The sequence below is a fragment of the Variovorax sp. PDC80 genome (assembly GCF_900115375.1).
GTDB lineage: Bacteria > Pseudomonadota > Gammaproteobacteria > Burkholderiales > Burkholderiaceae_C > Variovorax.
This window is the reverse complement of sequence record NZ_FOWG01000002.1, coordinates 562,621-579,833: the sequence shown is the minus strand read 5'-3', so window position 1 is coordinate 579,833 and position 17,213 is coordinate 562,621. Positions and strand designations below refer to the sequence as shown.

At 70.6% G+C, this 17,213-nt stretch carries 14 protein-coding genes; 11 read left to right on the top strand and 3 right to left on the bottom strand.

Going from position 1 to position 17,213, the window contains the following annotated elements:
• The first annotated feature begins 4 nt into the window (after positions 1 to 4).
• The 8 genes from BM109_RS08280 (at position 5) to BM109_RS08245 (ending at position 10,281) form a co-directional block, all read left to right on the top strand.
• Positions 5 to 1,045, top strand: a complete 1,041-nt coding sequence (locus BM109_RS08280; RefSeq protein ID WP_057590285.1) for a TRAP transporter substrate-binding protein — start codon at positions 5 to 7, stop codon at positions 1,043 to 1,045.
• Between the two features lie 5 nt (positions 1,046 to 1,050).
• Positions 1,051 to 2,997 (top strand): TRAP transporter large permease, encoded by a 1,947-nt coding sequence (locus BM109_RS08275; RefSeq protein ID WP_256222429.1) that lies wholly within the window; start codon positions 1,051 to 1,053, stop codon positions 2,995 to 2,997.
• A 49-nt stretch (positions 2,998 to 3,046) separates the two neighbouring features.
• A complete protein-coding gene (locus tag BM109_RS08270; RefSeq protein ID WP_093342003.1) occupies positions 3,047 to 4,087 on the top strand; it encodes a LacI family DNA-binding transcriptional regulator in 1,041 nt (346 codons plus the stop codon).
• Positions 4,088 to 4,118: 31 nt separating this feature from the next.
• A complete protein-coding gene (locus tag BM109_RS08265; RefSeq protein WP_093342002.1) occupies positions 4,119 to 5,120 on the top strand; it encodes a hydroxyacid dehydrogenase in 1,002 nt (333 codons plus the stop codon).
• A gap of 28 nt (positions 5,121 to 5,148) precedes the next feature.
• The gene (locus BM109_RS08260; protein ID WP_093342000.1) at positions 5,149 to 5,976 is read left to right on the top strand and encodes an amidohydrolase family protein; all 828 of its coding nucleotides are present in this window, start codon (positions 5,149 to 5,151) and stop codon (positions 5,974 to 5,976) included.
• 141 nt (positions 5,977 to 6,117) lie between these two features.
• Positions 6,118 to 6,621, top strand: a complete 504-nt coding sequence (locus BM109_RS08255) for an RNA polymerase sigma factor (RefSeq protein ID WP_093341999.1) — start codon at positions 6,118 to 6,120, stop codon at positions 6,619 to 6,621.
• Positions 6,622 to 6,709: 88 nt separating this feature from the next.
• Complete coding sequence (locus tag BM109_RS08250; protein ID WP_093341997.1) at positions 6,710 to 7,756, top strand: FecR family protein; 1,047 nt, start codon at positions 6,710 to 6,712, stop codon at positions 7,754 to 7,756.
• 116 nt (positions 7,757 to 7,872) lie between these two features.
• The gene (locus BM109_RS08245; RefSeq protein ID WP_177239279.1) at positions 7,873 to 10,281 is read left to right on the top strand and encodes a TonB-dependent siderophore receptor; all 2,409 of its coding nucleotides are present in this window, start codon (positions 7,873 to 7,875) and stop codon (positions 10,279 to 10,281) included.
• 3 nt (positions 10,282 to 10,284) lie between these two features.
• Here the strand turns inward: BM109_RS08245 and BM109_RS08240 are convergent, their stop codons facing one another.
• A complete protein-coding gene (locus BM109_RS08240; protein WP_093341996.1) occupies positions 10,285 to 12,336 on the bottom strand; it encodes a S9 family peptidase in 2,052 nt (683 codons plus the stop codon).
• A gap of 117 nt (positions 12,337 to 12,453) precedes the next feature.
• Here BM109_RS08240 and BM109_RS08235 point away from each other — a divergent pair, with 117 nt between their 5' ends.
• The 3 genes from BM109_RS08235 to BM109_RS08225 all read left to right on the top strand — a co-directional run bounded on the left by BM109_RS08235 (position 12,454) and on the right by BM109_RS08225 (position 15,137).
• Positions 12,454 to 13,110, top strand: coding sequence for a response regulator (locus BM109_RS08235; RefSeq protein ID WP_093342454.1), 657 nt, complete (start codon positions 12,454 to 12,456; stop codon positions 13,108 to 13,110).
• Between the two features lie 61 nt (positions 13,111 to 13,171).
• Positions 13,172 to 14,575, top strand: coding sequence for a sensor histidine kinase (locus tag BM109_RS08230; RefSeq protein WP_093341994.1), 1,404 nt, complete (start codon positions 13,172 to 13,174; stop codon positions 14,573 to 14,575).
• 85 nt (positions 14,576 to 14,660) lie between these two features.
• Complete coding sequence (locus BM109_RS08225; RefSeq protein ID WP_093341992.1) at positions 14,661 to 15,137, top strand: VOC family protein; 477 nt, start codon at positions 14,661 to 14,663, stop codon at positions 15,135 to 15,137.
• A 3-nt stretch (positions 15,138 to 15,140) separates the two neighbouring features.
• Here BM109_RS08225 and BM109_RS08220 read toward each other — a convergent pair whose 3' ends face one another.
• Together BM109_RS08220 and BM109_RS08215 are read right to left on the bottom strand one after the other, a co-directional pair.
• Complete coding sequence (locus tag BM109_RS08220) at positions 15,141 to 16,553, bottom strand: MATE family efflux transporter (RefSeq protein ID WP_093341991.1); 1,413 nt, start codon at positions 16,551 to 16,553, stop codon at positions 15,141 to 15,143.
• On the bottom strand, positions 16,550 to 17,119 hold the full coding sequence (locus BM109_RS08215; RefSeq protein ID WP_093341989.1) for a DUF2239 family protein: 570 nt from the start codon (positions 17,117 to 17,119) through the stop codon (positions 16,550 to 16,552). The genes BM109_RS08220 and BM109_RS08215 overlap by 4 nt, the downstream gene beginning before the upstream one ends.
• Between the last annotated feature and the right edge of the window lie 94 nt (positions 17,120 to 17,213).

The following is a 17,213-nucleotide window of genomic DNA, read 5'->3' as shown; positions in this document are numbered from 1 at the left end:
AGCCATGACCTCGATTTCACGCCGCCGCTTCGTCCAGTCATCGTCGGCCCTGCCGCTCGCGATGGCGGCCGCCGGCACGGGATTCACGCCCTTCGTCGCCGCGCAGGACAAGACCGTCGCGCTGCGCCTGTCGTCCTCGCACGTCGCCGACCTCAACTCCTCGCACTTCGCGTGGAACCAGCTCATGCAGGTCAACCTCAAGAAGGCCGTCGGCGAGCGCATCCGCATCGACTACTTTCCCAACAACCAGCTCGGCAAGGAAAGCGACGTCGTGCAGCAGGTCAAGGTCGGCTCCATCGACATGATGCTCACCGGCTCCTCGATCTGGGCCACCGTCACGCCGCAGTTCGGCATGCTCGACCTCGGCTACCTGTTCGATAGCTACGAACACGTCGCCAAGGCCCTCGACGGCGGCGTCGGCGCCAAGCTCAACGACATGCTGGTCAAGAGCACCGGCTGCCAGGTCATCACCTGGGGCCAGCACTACGGCGCGCGCAACGTCTACACCAAGCAGCCCGTCAAGTCGCTGGCCGAGGTGAAGAACGTCAAGCTGCGCGTGCTGCCCACGCCCGCCTTCATCGAGACCTTCAAGATCATGGGCGCCATCCCCACGCCCATCTCCTTCGGCGAGCTCTACATGGCCGCGCAGACCGGCGTCGTCGACGGCTTCGAGCACGATGCCGCCACCGTGCTCGCGAGCAAGCTCAACGAGGTCGTCAAGCACTGCTGGATGACCGAGCACCTGTTCAGTCCCATGGTCTGCATCGCCGGGCGCCGCGCCATGGACCGCATTCCGGCCGACCTGCGACCGGCGTTCCTCAAGGCAGCGGCCGAATCGACCGCGCAGCAGCGCCAGATCGGCGCCGAGAAAGGGCAGGGCGCCATCGAGGAACTGAAGAAGCTGGGCCTGAGCTTCACGCCCATGGCGAAGAACGAGCGCGACCAGGTGCGCAAGGAGATGGAGGCCAGGCTCTGGTCGGCCTTCGCCAAGCAGTATCCCGAGACCGGGCCGCTGTTCGCCGCCATCAACGCCGCCCGCGCCTGACCGGCATGTCCAGCGTCCTGCCCCCGATGGCCCCGGTCACGCCCGCCGTCCTGCCGCCGCTGGCACCGCTGCCGGCCGCGGGCCACGGCCACGATCCGCGCGCCCTGGGCTTCAGCACCGCCCACCCCGCGGGCCGCGGCCTCGCCTGGCTCACGCGCGCCATGGAGAACGTGGCCGGCGTCGTGCTCGCGATCGATGTTCTCATCGTCTTCGTCTCGGTCGTGTTCCGCTACTTCCTGCACGACCCCTTCGACTGGGCCGAGGAGGTCGCGCGCGCGCTGATGGTGATCCAGGTCTTCTTCGGTGCGGCCACCGTGCTCGCGCGCAGCCAGCACGTGGGCGTCGACCTGTTCCGCGGCCTGCTGCCCGCGCGCTGGCAGCCCGCGCTGATCCAGTTCGGCAACTGGATCGTGGTCGGCGTCTCGGCCAGCCTGCTCGCCTCCTCGTGGGAGCTGCTGCTCGACGCCTACAACATGACCACCCCGATCGGCCTGCCGCAGTGGATCTACGTCTACCCGGTGGTCATCGGCAGCCTGTTCATGACGCTCTTCGGCCTCGCCAACGCCGTCAACGGACCGGCGCGCCGCGTGTGGAGCACCCTGGCCGTCGGCATCGCGCTCACCGCCGCCGTCGTGGGCTGGAACACCTTCGTGCCCGGCCACGCCATCGCGCCCTGGATGCTGCTGACCGCCGGCTTCCTCGGCGGCCTGATGCTCGGCGTGCCGATCGCCTTCGTGCTCGCGCTCTCGTCGCTGGTGTTCTTCATGGCCGATCCCTCGCTGCCGATGCTGGTCTATTCGCAGCAGGTGATGGCCGGCACCGACCACTACGTGCTGCTCGCCATTCCCTTCTTCGTGCTGGCCGGCCTGCTGATGGAATCCAACGGCATGTCCTCGCGGCTGATCGAACTGCTGCTGCGCATGTTCGGCCGCCTGCGCGGCGGCCTGGGCCTCATCACCATCACGGCCACCGCCTTCTTCTCGGGCGTCTCGGGCTCCAAGCTGGCCGACATCGCCGCGGTCGGCGGCATCATCATGCCGGCCGTGCGCAAGACGAAGCAGGATCCGAACGAGACCGCCGGCCTGCTGGCCTGCACCGCGGTGATGGCCGAGACCATCCCGCCGTGCATCAACATGATCATCATGGGCTTCGTCGCCAACATCTCGATCGCCGGGCTGTTCATGGCCGGCCTCGTGCCCGCCGTGGTGCTCGCGCTCTCGCTGGCCGCGGTCACCATCTACGTCGGCGCGCGCATCGACCCCGACCAGGCCTTCGACGTGCGCACGCCCATGTTCCGCCTGCTCGGCGGCGCGCTGGTCGCGCTGGTGATGGTGGCGATGATCGGCAAGGGCGTGACCTCGGGCGTCGCGACCTCGACCGAGGTCTCGTCCTTCGCCGTGGTCTATGCGCTGGTGGTGGGCTGGCTGGCCTTCCGCGAGCTCACCTGGTCGTCGGTGGCGCGCCTGTTCGTGCGCTCGGCCTCGATGGCGGGCAGCATCCTCTTCATCGTGGCGGCCGCGTCCAGCCTCTCGTTTGCGCTGACAATCCAGCAGATCCCGCAGTACCTGTCGTCGTTCATGATCGAGTTCGCGCACGCATGGGGCAGCACCATGTTCGTGATGCTCTCGGTGCTGATCATGATCGTGTTCGGCGCCATCCTCGAGGGCGCGCCCGCGCTCATCATCTTCGGGCCGTTGCTGACACCGATCGCGGCGCAGCTGGGCGTCAATCCGCTGCACTTCGGCACCGTGATGGTCATCGCCATGGGCTTCGGCCTGTTCGCGCCGCCGGTGGGGCTGGGCCTGTTCGCCACCTGCGCCATCACCGGCACGCAGGTGAAGGACGTGGCGCGGCCGATGATGAAATACCTCGCGGTGCTGTTCGTCACCCTGGTGCTGCTGGTGCTGGTGCCGGCCTTCTCGGTCTGGCTGCCCACGCGCATGGGGCTGTGACGACGCACGAATGCAGGACCGCGATGAACCCGAAAGGACCCCGAAAACCGTGAGCAGAATCAGCGATGTCGCCCAGCGGGCGGGCGTTTCGACCAGCACCGTGTCGAATGTGTTGAACGGCCGCGTGGACCGCATGGCGGCCGCCACCCTCGAGCGGGTGCAGGACGCGATCCGCGACCTCAAGTACCGGCCCAACACCTCGGCGCGGCAGCTCAAGACCGGCTACACGCCGCTGATCGGCCTGCTGGTGCCGTCGATGGCCAACCCGATGTACGGCTTCATCGCGCGCGAGGTCGAGACGCTGGCGCAGGAGCGCTACGGCTTCCGCATCATGATCGGCAACACCTACCGCGAGAAGGAACGCGAGGCGCGCTTCTTCGAGGACCTGATGGCGCACGGCGTGCGCGGCGTGATCATCATCTCGTCGCTGATCGACGAGCAGCACGTCGAGGCCGCGGCCGAGCGCGGCCTGGTGGTGGTGAGCTACGACCGGCGCGCCACGCCCGGCGAGGCCTCGGTGATCGACCACGTCACGGTCGACAGCTTCGAGTCCTCGCGCATCGCCACCGCGCACCTGATCGAACGAGGCCACCGGCGGCTGGCCTTCGTCACGCCCTCGGGCCGCACCATGAGCCGCAACGAGAAGATCCAGGGCTTTCTCGCGGCCGCGCGCGCAGCCGGCCTCGAGGCCAGCGCGCGTGTGGTCGAAGGGCTGCCGGTCGACGAGTACGGCGACTCGATGATGAGCGAGCTGGGCCGCACCCAGGCCAGCCAGCTCGCGCAATTGCCCGAGCGGCCCACCGGCGTGGTCGGCGTCAACGACCTGCTGGCCTACGGCCTGATGGCGGGCTTTCGCGATGCCGGGCTCGCGGTGCCCGACGACGTGTCGGTGGTCGGCATCGACAACGTGTTCCTCTCCACCCTGATGTACCCCGCGATGACCTCGGTGCGCGTGCCGGTGCCCGAGATGGCGCAAGTGATGGTCGAGCGCGTGATGAGTCGCCTGGCCGACGGCGCGCTGCCCGCGGGCGAGTTCCTGTTCGCGCCCACGCTGGTGGCGCGCGACTCGGTGGCGCCACCGCGCGGCTGAGGCCGCCTTCTTCTTTCTTCCTGCCTTGTCCATGACCACGGTTTTCGTCAGCCATCCCCAGAGCAAGCTCGCCCACTACTTCGGCGAACGCGCGAGCACCGCGCTGCGCGCCTTCGCGCAGGTGCGCTTCAACCCCGAGGACCGCGATCTCTCGTCGCACGAGATCGCCGAACTGGCGCGCGACTGCGACGCCATCGTCTCCTACCGCCAGACCGTGGGCGACGAGGCGCTGTTCGCCGCGCTGCCCAGGCTGCAGGCCTTCGTGCGCTGCGCCATCGACATCCGCAACATCGACCTCGCCGCCGCGAGCCGCCACGGCGTGCTGGTGACGCAGGCCAGCGCGGGCTTCATCGCCTCGGTGTCCGAATGGATCGTGGGCGCGATGATCGACCTCGCGCGCGGCATCAGTGCCTCGACCGCGCTCTACCACGCGGGCCTGCCGGTGCCGCCCGTCATGGGCCGCGAGCTGCGCGGCGCCACGCTCGGCGTGATCGGCTATGGGCAAATCTCACGCTACCTCTGCACCGTGGCGCAGGCGCTCGGCATGCGCGTGGTGGTGCACGATCCCTTCGCGGTGATGGCGCAGCCCGGCATCGCGCAGGCCGGCTTCGGCGAGCTGCTCGCGCAGTCCGACTTCGTGGTCTGTCTCGCGGCGGCCACCGAAGACACCGAGAACCTCATGAACGCTGCCGCCTTCGCGGCCATGCAGCCGGGCGCCTTCTTCATCAATGCCGCGCGCGGCAACCTGGTCGACGAGGACGCGCTGGTCGCGGCACTCGATGCCGGCACGATCGCGGGCTGCGCGCTCGACGTGGGCCGCGCGCCCGACCAGATGCCGTCGCCCGCGGTGGCGCGCCATCCGCGCGCGATCGCCACGCCCCACATCGGCGGCCTCACGCCGCCCGCGGTCGAGCACCAGGCGATGGAAACCGTGTCGCAGCTGGCCGAGATCTTCCAGGGCCGGGTGCCGAAGGGCGCGGTGAATGCCACCGAGGCCTATCGCTGGCGCCAGGCCTTCGGCGTGCCGGCCTGATCCCTTTCCCCATCCACCGAGAGCCTCCATGGAACCGACCCGGAACGCGCGCTATGCCGGCGCCTGCGACTGCCATGTCCACATCTACGAAGACCGCTTCCCGCTGATCCCGAACGTCGCCTGGGTGCCGCCGCACTCGCCGGTGTCGGCCTACCGCGAGCAGGTGCAGCAGCCGCTGGGCATCGAGCGCGCGGTGGTGGTTCAGCCCACGGGCTACGGCTTCGACAACCGCTGCACCCTCGATGCGCTGGCGCAGTTCGGCGAGGCGGCGCGCGGCATCGCGCTGCTGGCGCCCGACGCGCCCGACGCCGAGATCGCGCGCCTGCATGCGGGCGGCATGCGCGGCGTGCGCTACATGATGATCGGCGGCGTGCTGGGCTGGGAGTCGCTGCCGGGCATGGCCGCGCGCATGGCCGATGCCGACTGGATGATCAACCTGCAGCTCGACGGCCGCACCATGCCCGAGCACGAGGAGGTGCTCAGGAAGCTGCCGTGCCGGCTGGTGCTCGACCACAACGGCAAGTTCCTCGAGCCGGTGGCGCCCAGCCATCCCTCGTTCCAGTCGCTGCTGCGCGTGATCGACGCGGGTCGCGTGTGGATCAAGCTCTCGGCGCCCTACGAGACCTCGAGGAGCGGCGCGCCCGGCTACGACGACGTGAGCCTGCTCGCGCGCACGCTGGCCGAGACCTTTCCCGAACGCTGCCTCTGGGCCAGCAACTGGCCGCACCCGGGACGCGATCCGCGCCCCGAGAGCGCGCCGCTGTACGACCTGCTGTTCTCGTGGGCCACGAGCGAGGACACGCGCCGGCGCATCCTGGTCGACAACCCGGCCGCGCTGTACGGGTTCAAGGCCTGACGCGGGCCCCGGGGAGGGCGGATCCGAAGCCCGCCATAATCGGCGCTCCCGTCTTCTTGAACCGCCTCAGGTCAGCCACGCCGCGTCGAAGCCAACCTGCCTCCTGGACTTCGACCCACCCTTGCCGGTGCCGGCGCGCCCGTGTTCGAACGCTATTACCGCGAACTGCTGAACTTCCTGTCCCGCAAGGTGCCGGACCGCGCCACCGCGGCCGACCTGGCGCAGGAGAGCTATGCGCGCGTCTACGAGGCGCAGCGCGCGGGCAGCGTGGTGCGCGACCCGCGCGCGCTGCTCTACCGGGTCGCGCGCAACCTCGTCACCGACCATCACCGCCGCAGCAGCGTGCGCGCGGGGCTCCCGGAGTCCGAGGCCGAGGACGGCCTGGGCGAGCCCGACGACTGCATGGGCCCCGCGAGCCTCGAGCCCGACGCGGCCCTGGCCTCGAGCCAGGGCCTGGCCGCGATGATCGCCGCCATCGACGGCTTGCCGCCGCGCTGCCGCGAGGCCTTCGTGCTCTACAAGTTCGACGGGCTCTCGTATGCCGAGGTCGCCGAGCGCATGGGCATCTCGGTGCGCACGGTCGAGATGCAGCTGCGCATCGCGATGGCCGCCTGCTGGGACTGCCTGGAGCGCGACGGGAAATGAAGGGATCCACGATGAACCGAAGAGAGACCGCGTCCTACAGGGTTGGCGCCCGCTCGTGCGTCTCCATCTCCAGGGACGCCCTCGCCACATGAATTCGACGCCACCACCGGAAGACGCATCGCGCCTGCGAGAGGAGGTGCTCGACTGGTTCGTGCGCCGCCAGCGCGAGGGCTGGAGCGCCAGCGAGGAGCGCGAGTTCCAGGGCTGGCTGGTGGCCGATCCGCGTCGCGGCGAGGCCTGGCGCGCCTGGGCCTCGCGCTGGCAGGCCGTCGATGCGATTCCGGCCGCGACCGTGGCCGGCTGGCGCGGAGGCTTCGCGGGCCGCGCCGCCACGCCCACGCGGCGCGGCTTCATGAAGCCGGCGCTGGCGCTGGCCGCCACCGGCATGGCCGTCGGCGCCGGCTACCTGGGCTGGCGCGAGCTGCAGGCGCAGCCGGTGTTCGTGCAGGCCTTCGCCACCCGGCGCGGCCAGCAGCTCGACCTGCCGCTGCCCGACGGCACGCGCCTGCGGCTCGACACCGCGACCCGCATCGAGGTGCAGCTGTTCCGCGACCGGCGCGAGGTGCGGCTGCTCGAGGGGCAGGCGGTATTCGCGGTGCAGTCCGATGCCGAACGGCCGTTCTCGGTGCTGGCCGGGCCGCTGGAGGTGCGCGTGGTCGGCACCCGTTTCTCCGTGCGCCACACGCCGGGGATCGACGGCGCGGACGGCACGCGGGTGTCGGTGGAGGAGGGGCGGGTGCGGGTGGCGCGGCGCGACCGCACCGGAGACAGTGCCTGGGCCGCGCCCTCGGCCGCGAGCCTGCGCGAGGCGGTGTTCCTGGTCGCAGGCCAGCAGCTCGAGAGCGACGCCCAGGGCCTGCTCGGCACGGTGGCGGCGGTGCCGGGCGAGGGCATCGCGCCGTGGCGCGAGCACCGGCTGAGCTTCGTCGACACGCCTCTGGGCCGCGCGCTGGCCGAACTCGAGCGCTACGGCAGCACCGGCCTGGTGGTGAACGATCCGGCCGTGGCGGCGTTGCGGCTGACCGGCACTTTCGACCCGCGCGATCCGCGCACCCTGCGCCGCGCGCTGCCAAGCGCCTTGCCGGTGCGGCTGAAGGAGGCGGGCGCGGTCACCGAGCTGGTCGCTGCGCACTGAACGAGAGGCGCCGCTGCCGGGCGCCGGAAAAAATTTTCGGCGGGACTACGGTATTTCTCGCGCTTCGTGCGTCAACCCAGATGAGAACCATTTGTATTCAAAGTCTGGAAACGTAGATGAACTGCTTGAAATCGAAGCCGGCACCGCTGGCCCTGGCCCTGGCGCTCGCCATGGGCCACCTGACCGCATCGGCCCAGGCGCTGCCGGCCGACCCGGTGCCGATCCGCATCGCGGCCCAGCCGCTGGCCCAGGCGCTCAACGACTGGGCGCGCCAGACCGGCGTGCAGCTCGTGGTACAGCAGAGCCTGGTGGCGGGCAAGACGGCGCCGGCGGTCGCGGGCCGGCTCGCGCCGCGCCAGGCGCTCGACCAGTTGCTGGCCGGCAGCGGCCTGTCGGCCAGCGTGGAGGGCAACGCCGTGGTCATCCGCACGCTGGTGCCGGGCGCTTCCAACGCCTCGCTGCCGGCCGTCACCGTGCAGGCCGAGGGCGAGCAGAGCGCCACCAGCCGGGTGCAGGGCTACGTGGCCCGGCGCAGCGCCACCGGCACCAAGACCGACACGCCGATCATCGAGACGCCGCAGTCGATCTCGGTGATCACGGCCGACCGCATCGAGGCCATGGGCGCCGCCAACCTCAAGGACGCGCTGGGCTACACGCCGGGCGTGTCGACCACCACCTATGGCGCCGACTCGCGCTACGACTGGATCTCGCTGCGCGGCTTCGATGCCTACTCGCCGGGCTTCTACCTCGACGGCCTGCCGCTGCGCAACAACAGCACCTGGGGCGTGTGGCGCACCGAGAACTACGGCGCCGAGCGCATCGAGCTGCTGCGCGGTCCCTCGTCGGTGCTCTATGGCATGAGCGGGCCGGGCGGGGTGGTGAACGTGGTCAGCAAGCGACCGACGGCGGAGCCGGTGCACGAGCTGCAACTGCAGCTGGGCGACCACGCCCGCAAGCAGGTGGCGGGCGATTTCTCGGGTGCGCTGGATGCCGAGGGCAAGCTGCTCTATCGCATCACCGGACTGCTGCGCGATGCGCAACTGCCGGCGGCCAAGGAGGCCGACGACCGCAGCTACATCGCACCGTCGCTGACCTGGAAGCCGTCGAGCGACACCACGCTCACGCTGCTGTCCCAGTTCACCCGCACGCGCAGCGGTGTCTACACGCGCGCGCGGCCGCAGGTCGGCTCGCTCGATCCGACCGCGATCGGCAGCTACATCCCATCGAAATTGTTCGTCGGCGAGCCCGGCTTCGACCGCTTCGACCAGGACCAGGAAATGGTCGGCTACCAGTTCGAGCACCGCATCGACGACACCTGGACGGTGCGGCAGAACGCGCGCTATGCGCACCAGAAGCTCGACTACACGGGCACGCAGCTGCGGGGCTTCACCGCGCTGAACCCCGATGTGCCGAACGATCCGGTCAACTTCCAGCAGATGGCGCGCAGCGTGTTCGGCAGCCGCGAGAACATCGCCGCCGTGGCGCTCGACAACCAGGCGCAGGCCGACTTCCGCACGGGCGAGGCGCAGCACAAGGTGCTGGTCGGGCTCGATTACCAGCGCACCCGGATCGACCAGATCACCTTCAGCGGCGGCAGCGCCTCGCCGCTGAACATCTACGCGCCGGTGTACGGCGGGCCGATCGAGCGGCCCGCGCCGTATTTCGACGGCATCACCCGACTGACGCAGACCGGCCTCTACCTGCAGGACCAGATCAAGTGGGGCGAGCGCTGGTCGCTGACCCTGGGCGGGCGCTACGACGATGCCGAAAGCACGGTCTTCAGCCGCCTCGACGGCTCGACCCAGCGCATCCGCGACCACAAGTTCACCAGCCGGGCCGGCCTGGTCTACCTGCATCCGAGCGGCTGGGCGCCGTACCTGAGCTACTCGGAGTCGTTCGCGCCGACCGCCACCATCGACCCGGTCTCGGGCGACCCGTTCAAGCCCGAGAGCGGCAAGCAGTTCGAAGCCGGCGTGCGCTACCAGCCCACGGGCAGCAAGGCGATGTACAGCGCGGCCGTCTTCGACCTGCGGCGCAAGAACTACATCAGCTTCGACGGCGATGCCATGCCCAGGCAGACCGGCGAGATCTCGGTGCGCGGCCTGGAGCTCGAGGCCACGGCCGAGGTCGCGCCGCGCATGAACCTCACGGCCTCCTACAGCTACACGCCGCGGGCCATCGTCACGGCCAGCAGCAACGCCAGCGAGATCGGCAAGCAGGCCACGGCCGTGCCGCGCCACCGGTTCTCCGTGTGGGCCGACTACCGCTTCGCCAATGGCTTGAAGCTCGGGCTCGGTGCCCGCTACACCGGGACGAACTATGGCGACGGCGAGGCCGCGCGGCCGAGCAAGGTGCCCGCGTCCACGGTGCTCGACGCCATGCTCGGCTACGACATCGATCGCTGGACCCTGGCGCTGAACCTGCGCAACCTCACCAACAAGACCTACATCGCCAACTGCGGCTACGGCAACTGCTACTACGGCTATCCGCGCACCGCGACGGCCACGGCCACCTACCGCTGGTAGGCCTCAGGAGCGCGGCATCAGCTCGTAGAAGTCGAAGCCGTTGCTGCGCCCGCCGAGGCAGCCGGCCAGCGTGTCCTCGACCTTGCGCCACAGCGCGAGCCGGTTGCGCCACTTGCGCACGCTGTGGCCCTCGTCGGGAAAGCTCAGGAAGTCCACCGGCCGGCCGAGCCGGCGCAGCTCGGCCACCACGTCGTCGGAATCCTGGCGCAGCACGCGCACGTCGTTGGCGCCGTGGATCACCAGCAGCGGCGCCTCGATGCGCTCGAGCTGCGACACCGGCGAATCGCGCAGCATGCGCGCGCGCTCCTCGGGCTGGTTCACGTCGCCGAAGAAGCGCGCGAAGTAGTGGCGGTTGCGCCAGAACGGCGGCCAGTTCTCGATCACCCGCGGCCAGTTGGCCACGCCGACGATGTCGATGCCGCAGCGGTAGTCGTGCGGCTTGCGGATCAGTTGCGAGAGCACCGAGAAACCGCCGAAGCTGGCGCCCAGCACCGCCATGCGCCGCGGATCGGCCACGCCCTGGTCGATGGCCCATTGCGCGGCCTCGGCGATGTCCTGCTGCAGCCGGCCGCTGGTCTGGCCCGCGCCGGCCATCATGAAGGCGCGGCCGTAGCCGCTCGAGCCGCGGTAGTTGACCTGCAGCACCGCATAGCCGCGGTTCGTGAGCATCTGCACGGTGTTGAAGCCCGCGGGCAGCCAGCTATCGCGCGTCCACGGACCGCCATGGATGCTGATCACCAGCGGCGCCGGGCCCTGCACGCCGCGCGGGCGCGCGAGGTAGCCGTGGACCTGCAGGCCGTCGGAGGCCTTGAACGCGAAGGGTTCGGTCGACGAGAAGAAGTCGTCGCCGTTTTCGCGCGGCGGCGGGGTGAGGCGTGCCAGCGCCTGGCTGTCGCGGTCGAGCAGCAGTTCGACCGTGCCGGTCTCGGTGACGGCGCGCAGCACCATGCGCCGCTGATCGAGCGTGCTGCTCTGCGGGCGCGCGATCACTGGATCGGCCGCGAGCCAGCCACGCTCGCGCGCGAGCTTCATGGCGGCGGCCACCTCCGCGTCGAGCGTGGCGTCGAGGTAGCGGATGCGCGGGCGGCCGGGCTCGGAGGTCCAGGCCTGCGGCGCGCCCTCGTTCGGCGGGAAATAGACAGCCCCGAGGTCGACCTGCGCGTCCTCGGCCAGCACCTTCTCGGCGCCGGTGGCCAGGTCGGCCTCGACCAGCACCAGCTTGTCGCGCCCGATGTTGCCGAGCGCCCAGAGCCGGCCGCCGGCGCGGTCGATGCGCAGCGGCGCATAGGCATCGAAGGCCTCGATGGTCTTGAAGGGGCGCCAGCTGCCGTCGCCCTGGCGCAGCTCCATCAGCAGGTCGGAGCCGTCGACGCTGCCGAGCTGGCGCATGCGCGCGGCCGGCTCGCGCCGGGTGTCGACATACCAGGCGACCACGCGGCTGCCGGGCTCGCCGCGCGCCACCTCGCGCACGCTGCGCGTGCGCGGGTCGGCCTCGAACAGGTCGAGGCTGGTGCGGTCGTTGCGGTTGCTCGTGAAGAAGAAGTTCGGGCTGCCGGGCGCGCCGCCGATGACGCCGGTCGAACGCACGCCGGGCCAGGGCGTGACGGCCCAGGGTCTGGCCTCGGGCGACTGGCTGTCGAGCACGAAGATCTGCGTGTTCTCGTCGCCGCTCGCGTCCTTGAGGTAGGCGATGTGGCGGCTGTCGGGCAGCCAGGCGTAGGCGGACGCGTTCGCCAGCGTGCCGGTGGCGAAGCTGCGCGTGCTGGCCGACTGCACCGTGGCCGCGTCGGCGCTGTCGCGCACGGCCAGGCCCACGTCGGTGCCGACGGTCTGCACCCACAGCAGCTTGCGGCCATCGGGCGACAGCACGTGGCCGCCGACCGTGTCGACGTTGGCGACGAAGCGGCGCATCGGCACCAGCGGCGGCAGCGTCCGGTCCTGGCCGGCCTGGACCAGCGCCGGATGGGTGGGCGCCGTGGCGCAAGCAGACAGCAACAACGCGCCGGCGGCGCAGGCCAGGGCGAGCAGGGCGGTGGGGCGAAAGTCGCGAGGCATGGTTGCGGTTCCTGGAGAAGCGGCCGCCGATTGTGCGAAGCCCGACCTTGGGCGAAGCCAAAGATGGCGCGCCCCGTCTTTGGCTTCGCCCAAGGTACGCGCGCGCACAATCGCCGCGTGCACATCCTGCTGATCGAAGACGACCTCGACCTGGGCCGCGCGCTGCAGGCCGCGCTCAAGGTGGACGGCCTCACGAGCGAATGGCTGCGCCGCGCCCGCGACGCGCCGCGCGTGCCCGACGCGGCCGTGTTCGACTGCGTGCTGCTCGACCTCTCGCTGCCCGACGGCAACGGCTTCGAGCTGCTGGCACGCTGGCGCGGCGAGGGCGGCACGGTGCCGGTGATCGTGATCACCGCGCGCTCGGCGGTCGAGGACCGGCTGGCCGGCCTCGACGGCGGCGCCGACGACTTCGTCATCAAGCCCTTCGCCACCGCCGAACTGATCTCGCGCATCCGCGCGGTGCTGCGGCGCTCGGCGCGCCAGGCCAGCGAGGTCTGGACGCTGGGGCCGCTTTCGATCGCGCCGCGGCGCCACCAGGCCACGCTGGCGGGCAGCGCGCTCGAGCTGTCGCCGCGCGAGTTCAGGCTGCTGCTCGAACTGGCGCGCGAGCCCGGCGCGGTGGTCGCCAAGGGCGTGCTCGCGCAGCGGCTGGAACCGCTGGGCGAGCCGCTGGACTTCGCGGCGGTCGAGGTCCATGTGTCGAACCTGCGGCGCAAGATCGGCGCGACGCGCGTGCACACGGTGCGCGGCGTGGGCTACATGCTGACGCCATGAGCGCCGCGCCGGGCCGCCCCAAGCAAGCTCGCACCGCAGTGCGAAGCACGCAGGTACTTCAATGAGCCGTCTGTCATTCGCCTGGCCCGGGCCCAGCATCGGCCGGCGCGTGCTGGCCGCGATGCTGATCGCCTTCGTCGGCGTCTGGCTGATGCTGCTGGCCTACTTCTACATCGAATTCCGCCAGGCCCTCGCGGTCGACCAGGGGCTGAAGAAGCTGGGCCGCGCGATGAGCGCCTCGTTGCGCGAGCTCGACAGCGACGAGCAGGCGGTGGGCGTGATGCGTTCGACCGCGACTCAGTTCAGGACCCTGCGCATCAGCGGCAATCCGGGCGGCAGCGTGTGGATGGAACTGCGCCGGCGCGACGATGGCGCGGTGCTCTACCGCTCGGCCTCGCTCGGCGACCGGGTGCTCGACGCGCCGGCGCCGCAGGTGATCGAGCGCGATTTCGACGGCGTCTCGTACTGGGTCCACGGCACCGAGGCCGGCCGCTGGCGGCTGCAGCTCGCCGAGCCGCGCATCACGGGCTGGTGGGTGCTCGAGCGCAATGCCACGCGCCTGCTGCCCTACCTGCTGCTGGCCTTTCCGATCGTGCTGCTGCCGGTGTGGCTGGCGGTGCGGCTCGGGCTGCGGCCGCTGCAGCGGCTGGCCGACCTCATCGCGCGGCGCGGCAGCAGCGACCTGTCGCCGATCGGCTACGACCCGCCCCAGGCCGAGCTCAAGCCGTTGACCTCGGCGCTCGAACGCATGCTGCGCCAGCTGCGCGACAAGCTCAGGCAGGAGCGCGCCTTCGTGCACGACGCGGCGCACGAGCTGCGCACGCCGATGGCGGTGATCGCCGCGCAGGCCCATGCGCTGGCCGGTGCGGCCGACGCCGCCGAGCGCGAGCGCGCGCAGCTGCATCTGGAGCAGGCGATCGCGCGCGCCTCGCACCTCACGCAGCAGCTGCTCGACCTGGCGCTGCTCGACGATGCGCAGCCCTCGGCGCCGAAGCGCGTCGACGTGGCGCAGTTCGCGCGCGGGCTGCTCGCGCAGGCGGCACCGCAGGCCATGGCGCGCGGCATCGAGCTGGCGCTCGAAGCGCCCGACAGCCTGCAGGCCGAGGTCGATGTGCCGGCGCTGCAGTCGGTGCTCGAGAACCTGCTGCACAACGCGATCCGCCATGTGCCCGACGGCGCGCAGGTGGCGATGACGCTGCGCGTGGAAGACGGCCGCCTCGCGCTGCTGGTGGCCGACGACGGGCCCGGCATTCCCGCGGCCGAGCGCGAGCGGGTGTTCGAGCGCTTCCACCGCGGCGAGGGCGCGCACGAGACGCCGGGCTCGGGCCTGGGCCTCGCGATCGTGAAACAGGCGGTGCACCGCATGGGTGGCGAGGTCGCCATCGTCGACGGCCTGGCGCCGGGGCGCGGCGTGGGTTTCAGCGTCCGGCTGCCGCTTTCCGGTCGCACGAACACTTACGGCTGACGGGCATCGCCCGGGTTGACAGGGGCTGCGCGAGGCTTCGATACTGAACCCATTGGTTCATCAACAAAGCTCCAAGGAGATACCCATGCAAAGGATCGTTCCCTGCCTCTGGTTCGACGGCAATGGCGAGGAGGCATTGAAGTTCTACAGCGCGATCTTCCCGAACTCGCGCGTGACCGACACCCTGCTGTGGGGCGACGTCAACCCGGCCAAGAAGGGCTCGCTGCTCACCGCCACCTTCGAGCTCGACGGCCAGGCGTTCATGGTGCTCAACGGCGGCCCCGAGTACAAGTTCACCCCGGCCATCTCGATGTACGTGAGGTGCGAGACCCAGGCCGAGGTCGACCACTACTGGGACAAGCTGCTCGAGGGCGGCGGCCAGCCGGTGCAGTGCGGCTGGCTCACCGACCGCTTCGGCGTCTCGTGGCAGGTCGCGCCCGACGCGATCATCCGAATGTTCCAGGACAAGGATCCGGCCAAGGCCAGGCGCGCGATGGAGGCGATGATGAAGATGGTCAAGCTCGACATCGCCACCGTGAAGAAGGCCTTCGACGGGGCCTGAGCGCTACACCAGCCGGTGGATCGCCTTCTTGCGCCACACCAGCTGGTAGTACGCGGTCTGCAGCAGCAGCATCGCGCCGAAGGTCACCGGGTAGGCATACCAGATGCCGTCCAGGCCGATGCGGTGGCTCATGAACCAGGCCACCGGCACCTCGAGCCCGAGCAGGCAGGCGATCGAGATCAGCGTGGGCACCAGCACCGAGCCGCTGGCGCGCATGATCCCCGACAGCGCCGAGGCCATGCCGAAGATCACCAGGCTCCACAGCATGATGTGCAGCAGCTCCTGCGCGATCTCGATCACCGGCGCGCTGGTGATGAAGAAGCCCATCAGCGGCCGCGAGAACAGGTAGCCCAGCAGCACCAGGCCGCCGGTGAGCAGCAGGTTCATCATCAGCGCCGTGCGCGCGATGGCGCCGAGGCGGTCGGCGCGGCCGGCACCGATGGCCTGCGCGCCGAGGATCGAGGCCGTGATCGCGATCGAGATGGCCGGGAACTGCACATAGGCCACCACCTGGTTGACCGCGCCGTAGGCGGCCGTGGCGCTCGAGCCGTAGCCGTTGACCAGCGACAGCAGCACCACCTCGGCCAGCGCCACCACGATCATCTGCACGCCCGTGGGCACGCCGACCTTGAGCACGGTCTTGAGCAGTTGCGGGTCGATGCGCATGCTGCGCAGGAAGGCCGCGTCGGGCGCGAGCGGGCTGTTGCGCTGGCGCAGCCGCCAGCCCAGCCACAGGGTCGCGACCAGGAACGAGAGCACCGAACCCCAGGCACCGCTGGTCACGCCGAGCTGCGGCAGGCCGCCCCAGCCGCGGATCAGGGCCGGCGTGACGAGCATGCCGATGGTGGTGGAGATCAGGAGCGTGAGCAGCGGCGTGACGGTGTCGCCCACGCCGCGCAGCATCGCGGTCGAGATCAGGAACACGAACACGCCGGGCATCGCGATCAGCATGATCCGCGCATAGCGCGTGGCCTCGGCCAGCACATCGGGCGGCGTGCCGAGCGCGGCCAGCAGCGGCGTGGTGAAGGCGCCGCCGAACACCGCGATCACCAGGCCCATCAGGATGCCCACGCTCAGCGTGGTGCCGGCCACCGCCTTGGCGCGGGCGACGTCGCGCGCGCCCCAGGCCTGGCCGATCAGCACCGAGGCGCCGGCGCCCAGGCCGATCACGAAGGCGATGAAGAAGAAGAACACCGGGAAGAAGCTAGAGACCGCGGCCAGCGCGGTCACGCCGATCATCTGGCCGATGTAGATGTTGTTGAGCGTGCCCGACAGCGACTGCAGGATGTTGCTCAGCAGCATGGGGGCGAGGAAGAACAGGAAGGTCTTCCACAGGGCGCGCGGCGCGCCCACGGGGGCCACGGGCGTGCCCTGGAGGCCGCTCGGGTTGGGGGCTGTGTCTGTCTTGGCGTTCATTCGTGGGTCCAGCTCGCGCCGGAGAGTTCTTGTAAATGGGCCCGCAGGTCCTCGGGCCAGGTCGAAATGTGTTGCTCGAAGCGCTCGCGCTCGAGCGCGAACAGGGCGCGCATGGCTTCCTCGAAACCGGGCAGGTTGCCGGCCAGCACCGTCATCACGCCGTAGGTGGCTTCCCGCGCCGCGCGTGCGGCATCGCGCCCTGCGTTGACGCGGCGTGCCTCGTCGATCAGCCGGCGCAGCGCGACCGAGGCGCCGCCGGGCTGGCGGCCCAGCCACTCCCACTGGCGCGGCAGCAGCGTGACCTCGCGCGCCACCACGCCGAGCTTGGGGCGCCCGACGCCGCGCGGCGGCTCGCCGGCCGGCGCCGGTGGTTCGCGCAGGTCGAGGTCGATCTGCGCGCCGCTGCGGTCGTCGAACACCAGGTACGGCGTGTCGTCGGTACGCGCGCGCAGCGCGGCGACCAGCTCGGTACGCGAGCCGCGTGCGATGCGGTGGAAGCCGGCGAAGGCGGTCAGGGTGGACGCGGGATCGGCGCAGGCCGGGAGGGAAGAGGTCTCGAGGGTCATGGAGGCGGAGCGGTAATTTACCCGGGGGCAATGAAGAAAGCCTGACTTTTCTTGCGCCCGGCGAAGGAGGAAGGCGAAGGGGACGGCTGGCACC

What these genes read in the sequence shown, in the direction of transcription:
- BM109_RS08225 (WP_093341992.1), top strand. Translation starts at nt 14,661, where the DNA reads ATGCAAAGGATCGTTCCCTGCCTCTGGTTCGACGGCAATGGCGAGGAG.
- BM109_RS08250 (WP_093341997.1), top strand. Translation starts at nt 6,710, where the DNA reads ATGAATTCGACGCCACCACCGGAAGACGCATCGCGCCTGCGAGAGGAG.
- BM109_RS08220 (WP_093341991.1), bottom strand. Translation starts at nt 16,553, where the DNA reads ATGAACGCCAAGACAGACACAGCCCCCAACCCGAGCGGCCTCCAGGGC.
- BM109_RS08260 (WP_093342000.1), top strand. Translation starts at nt 5,149, where the DNA reads ATGGAACCGACCCGGAACGCGCGCTATGCCGGCGCCTGCGACTGCCAT.
- BM109_RS08275 (WP_256222429.1), top strand. Translation starts at nt 1,051, where the DNA reads ATGTCCAGCGTCCTGCCCCCGATGGCCCCGGTCACGCCCGCCGTCCTG.
- BM109_RS08215 (WP_093341989.1), bottom strand. Translation starts at nt 17,119, where the DNA reads ATGACCCTCGAGACCTCTTCCCTCCCGGCCTGCGCCGATCCCGCGTCC.
- BM109_RS08265 (WP_093342002.1), top strand. Translation starts at nt 4,119, where the DNA reads ATGACCACGGTTTTCGTCAGCCATCCCCAGAGCAAGCTCGCCCACTAC.
- BM109_RS08230 (WP_093341994.1), top strand. Translation starts at nt 13,172, where the DNA reads ATGAGCCGTCTGTCATTCGCCTGGCCCGGGCCCAGCATCGGCCGGCGC.
- BM109_RS08240 (WP_093341996.1), bottom strand. Translation starts at nt 12,336, where the DNA reads ATGCCTCGCGACTTTCGCCCCACCGCCCTGCTCGCCCTGGCCTGCGCC.
- BM109_RS08245 (WP_177239279.1), top strand. Translation starts at nt 7,873, where the DNA reads ATGAACTGCTTGAAATCGAAGCCGGCACCGCTGGCCCTGGCCCTGGCG.
- BM109_RS08280 (WP_057590285.1), top strand. Translation starts at nt 5, where the DNA reads ATGACCTCGATTTCACGCCGCCGCTTCGTCCAGTCATCGTCGGCCCTG.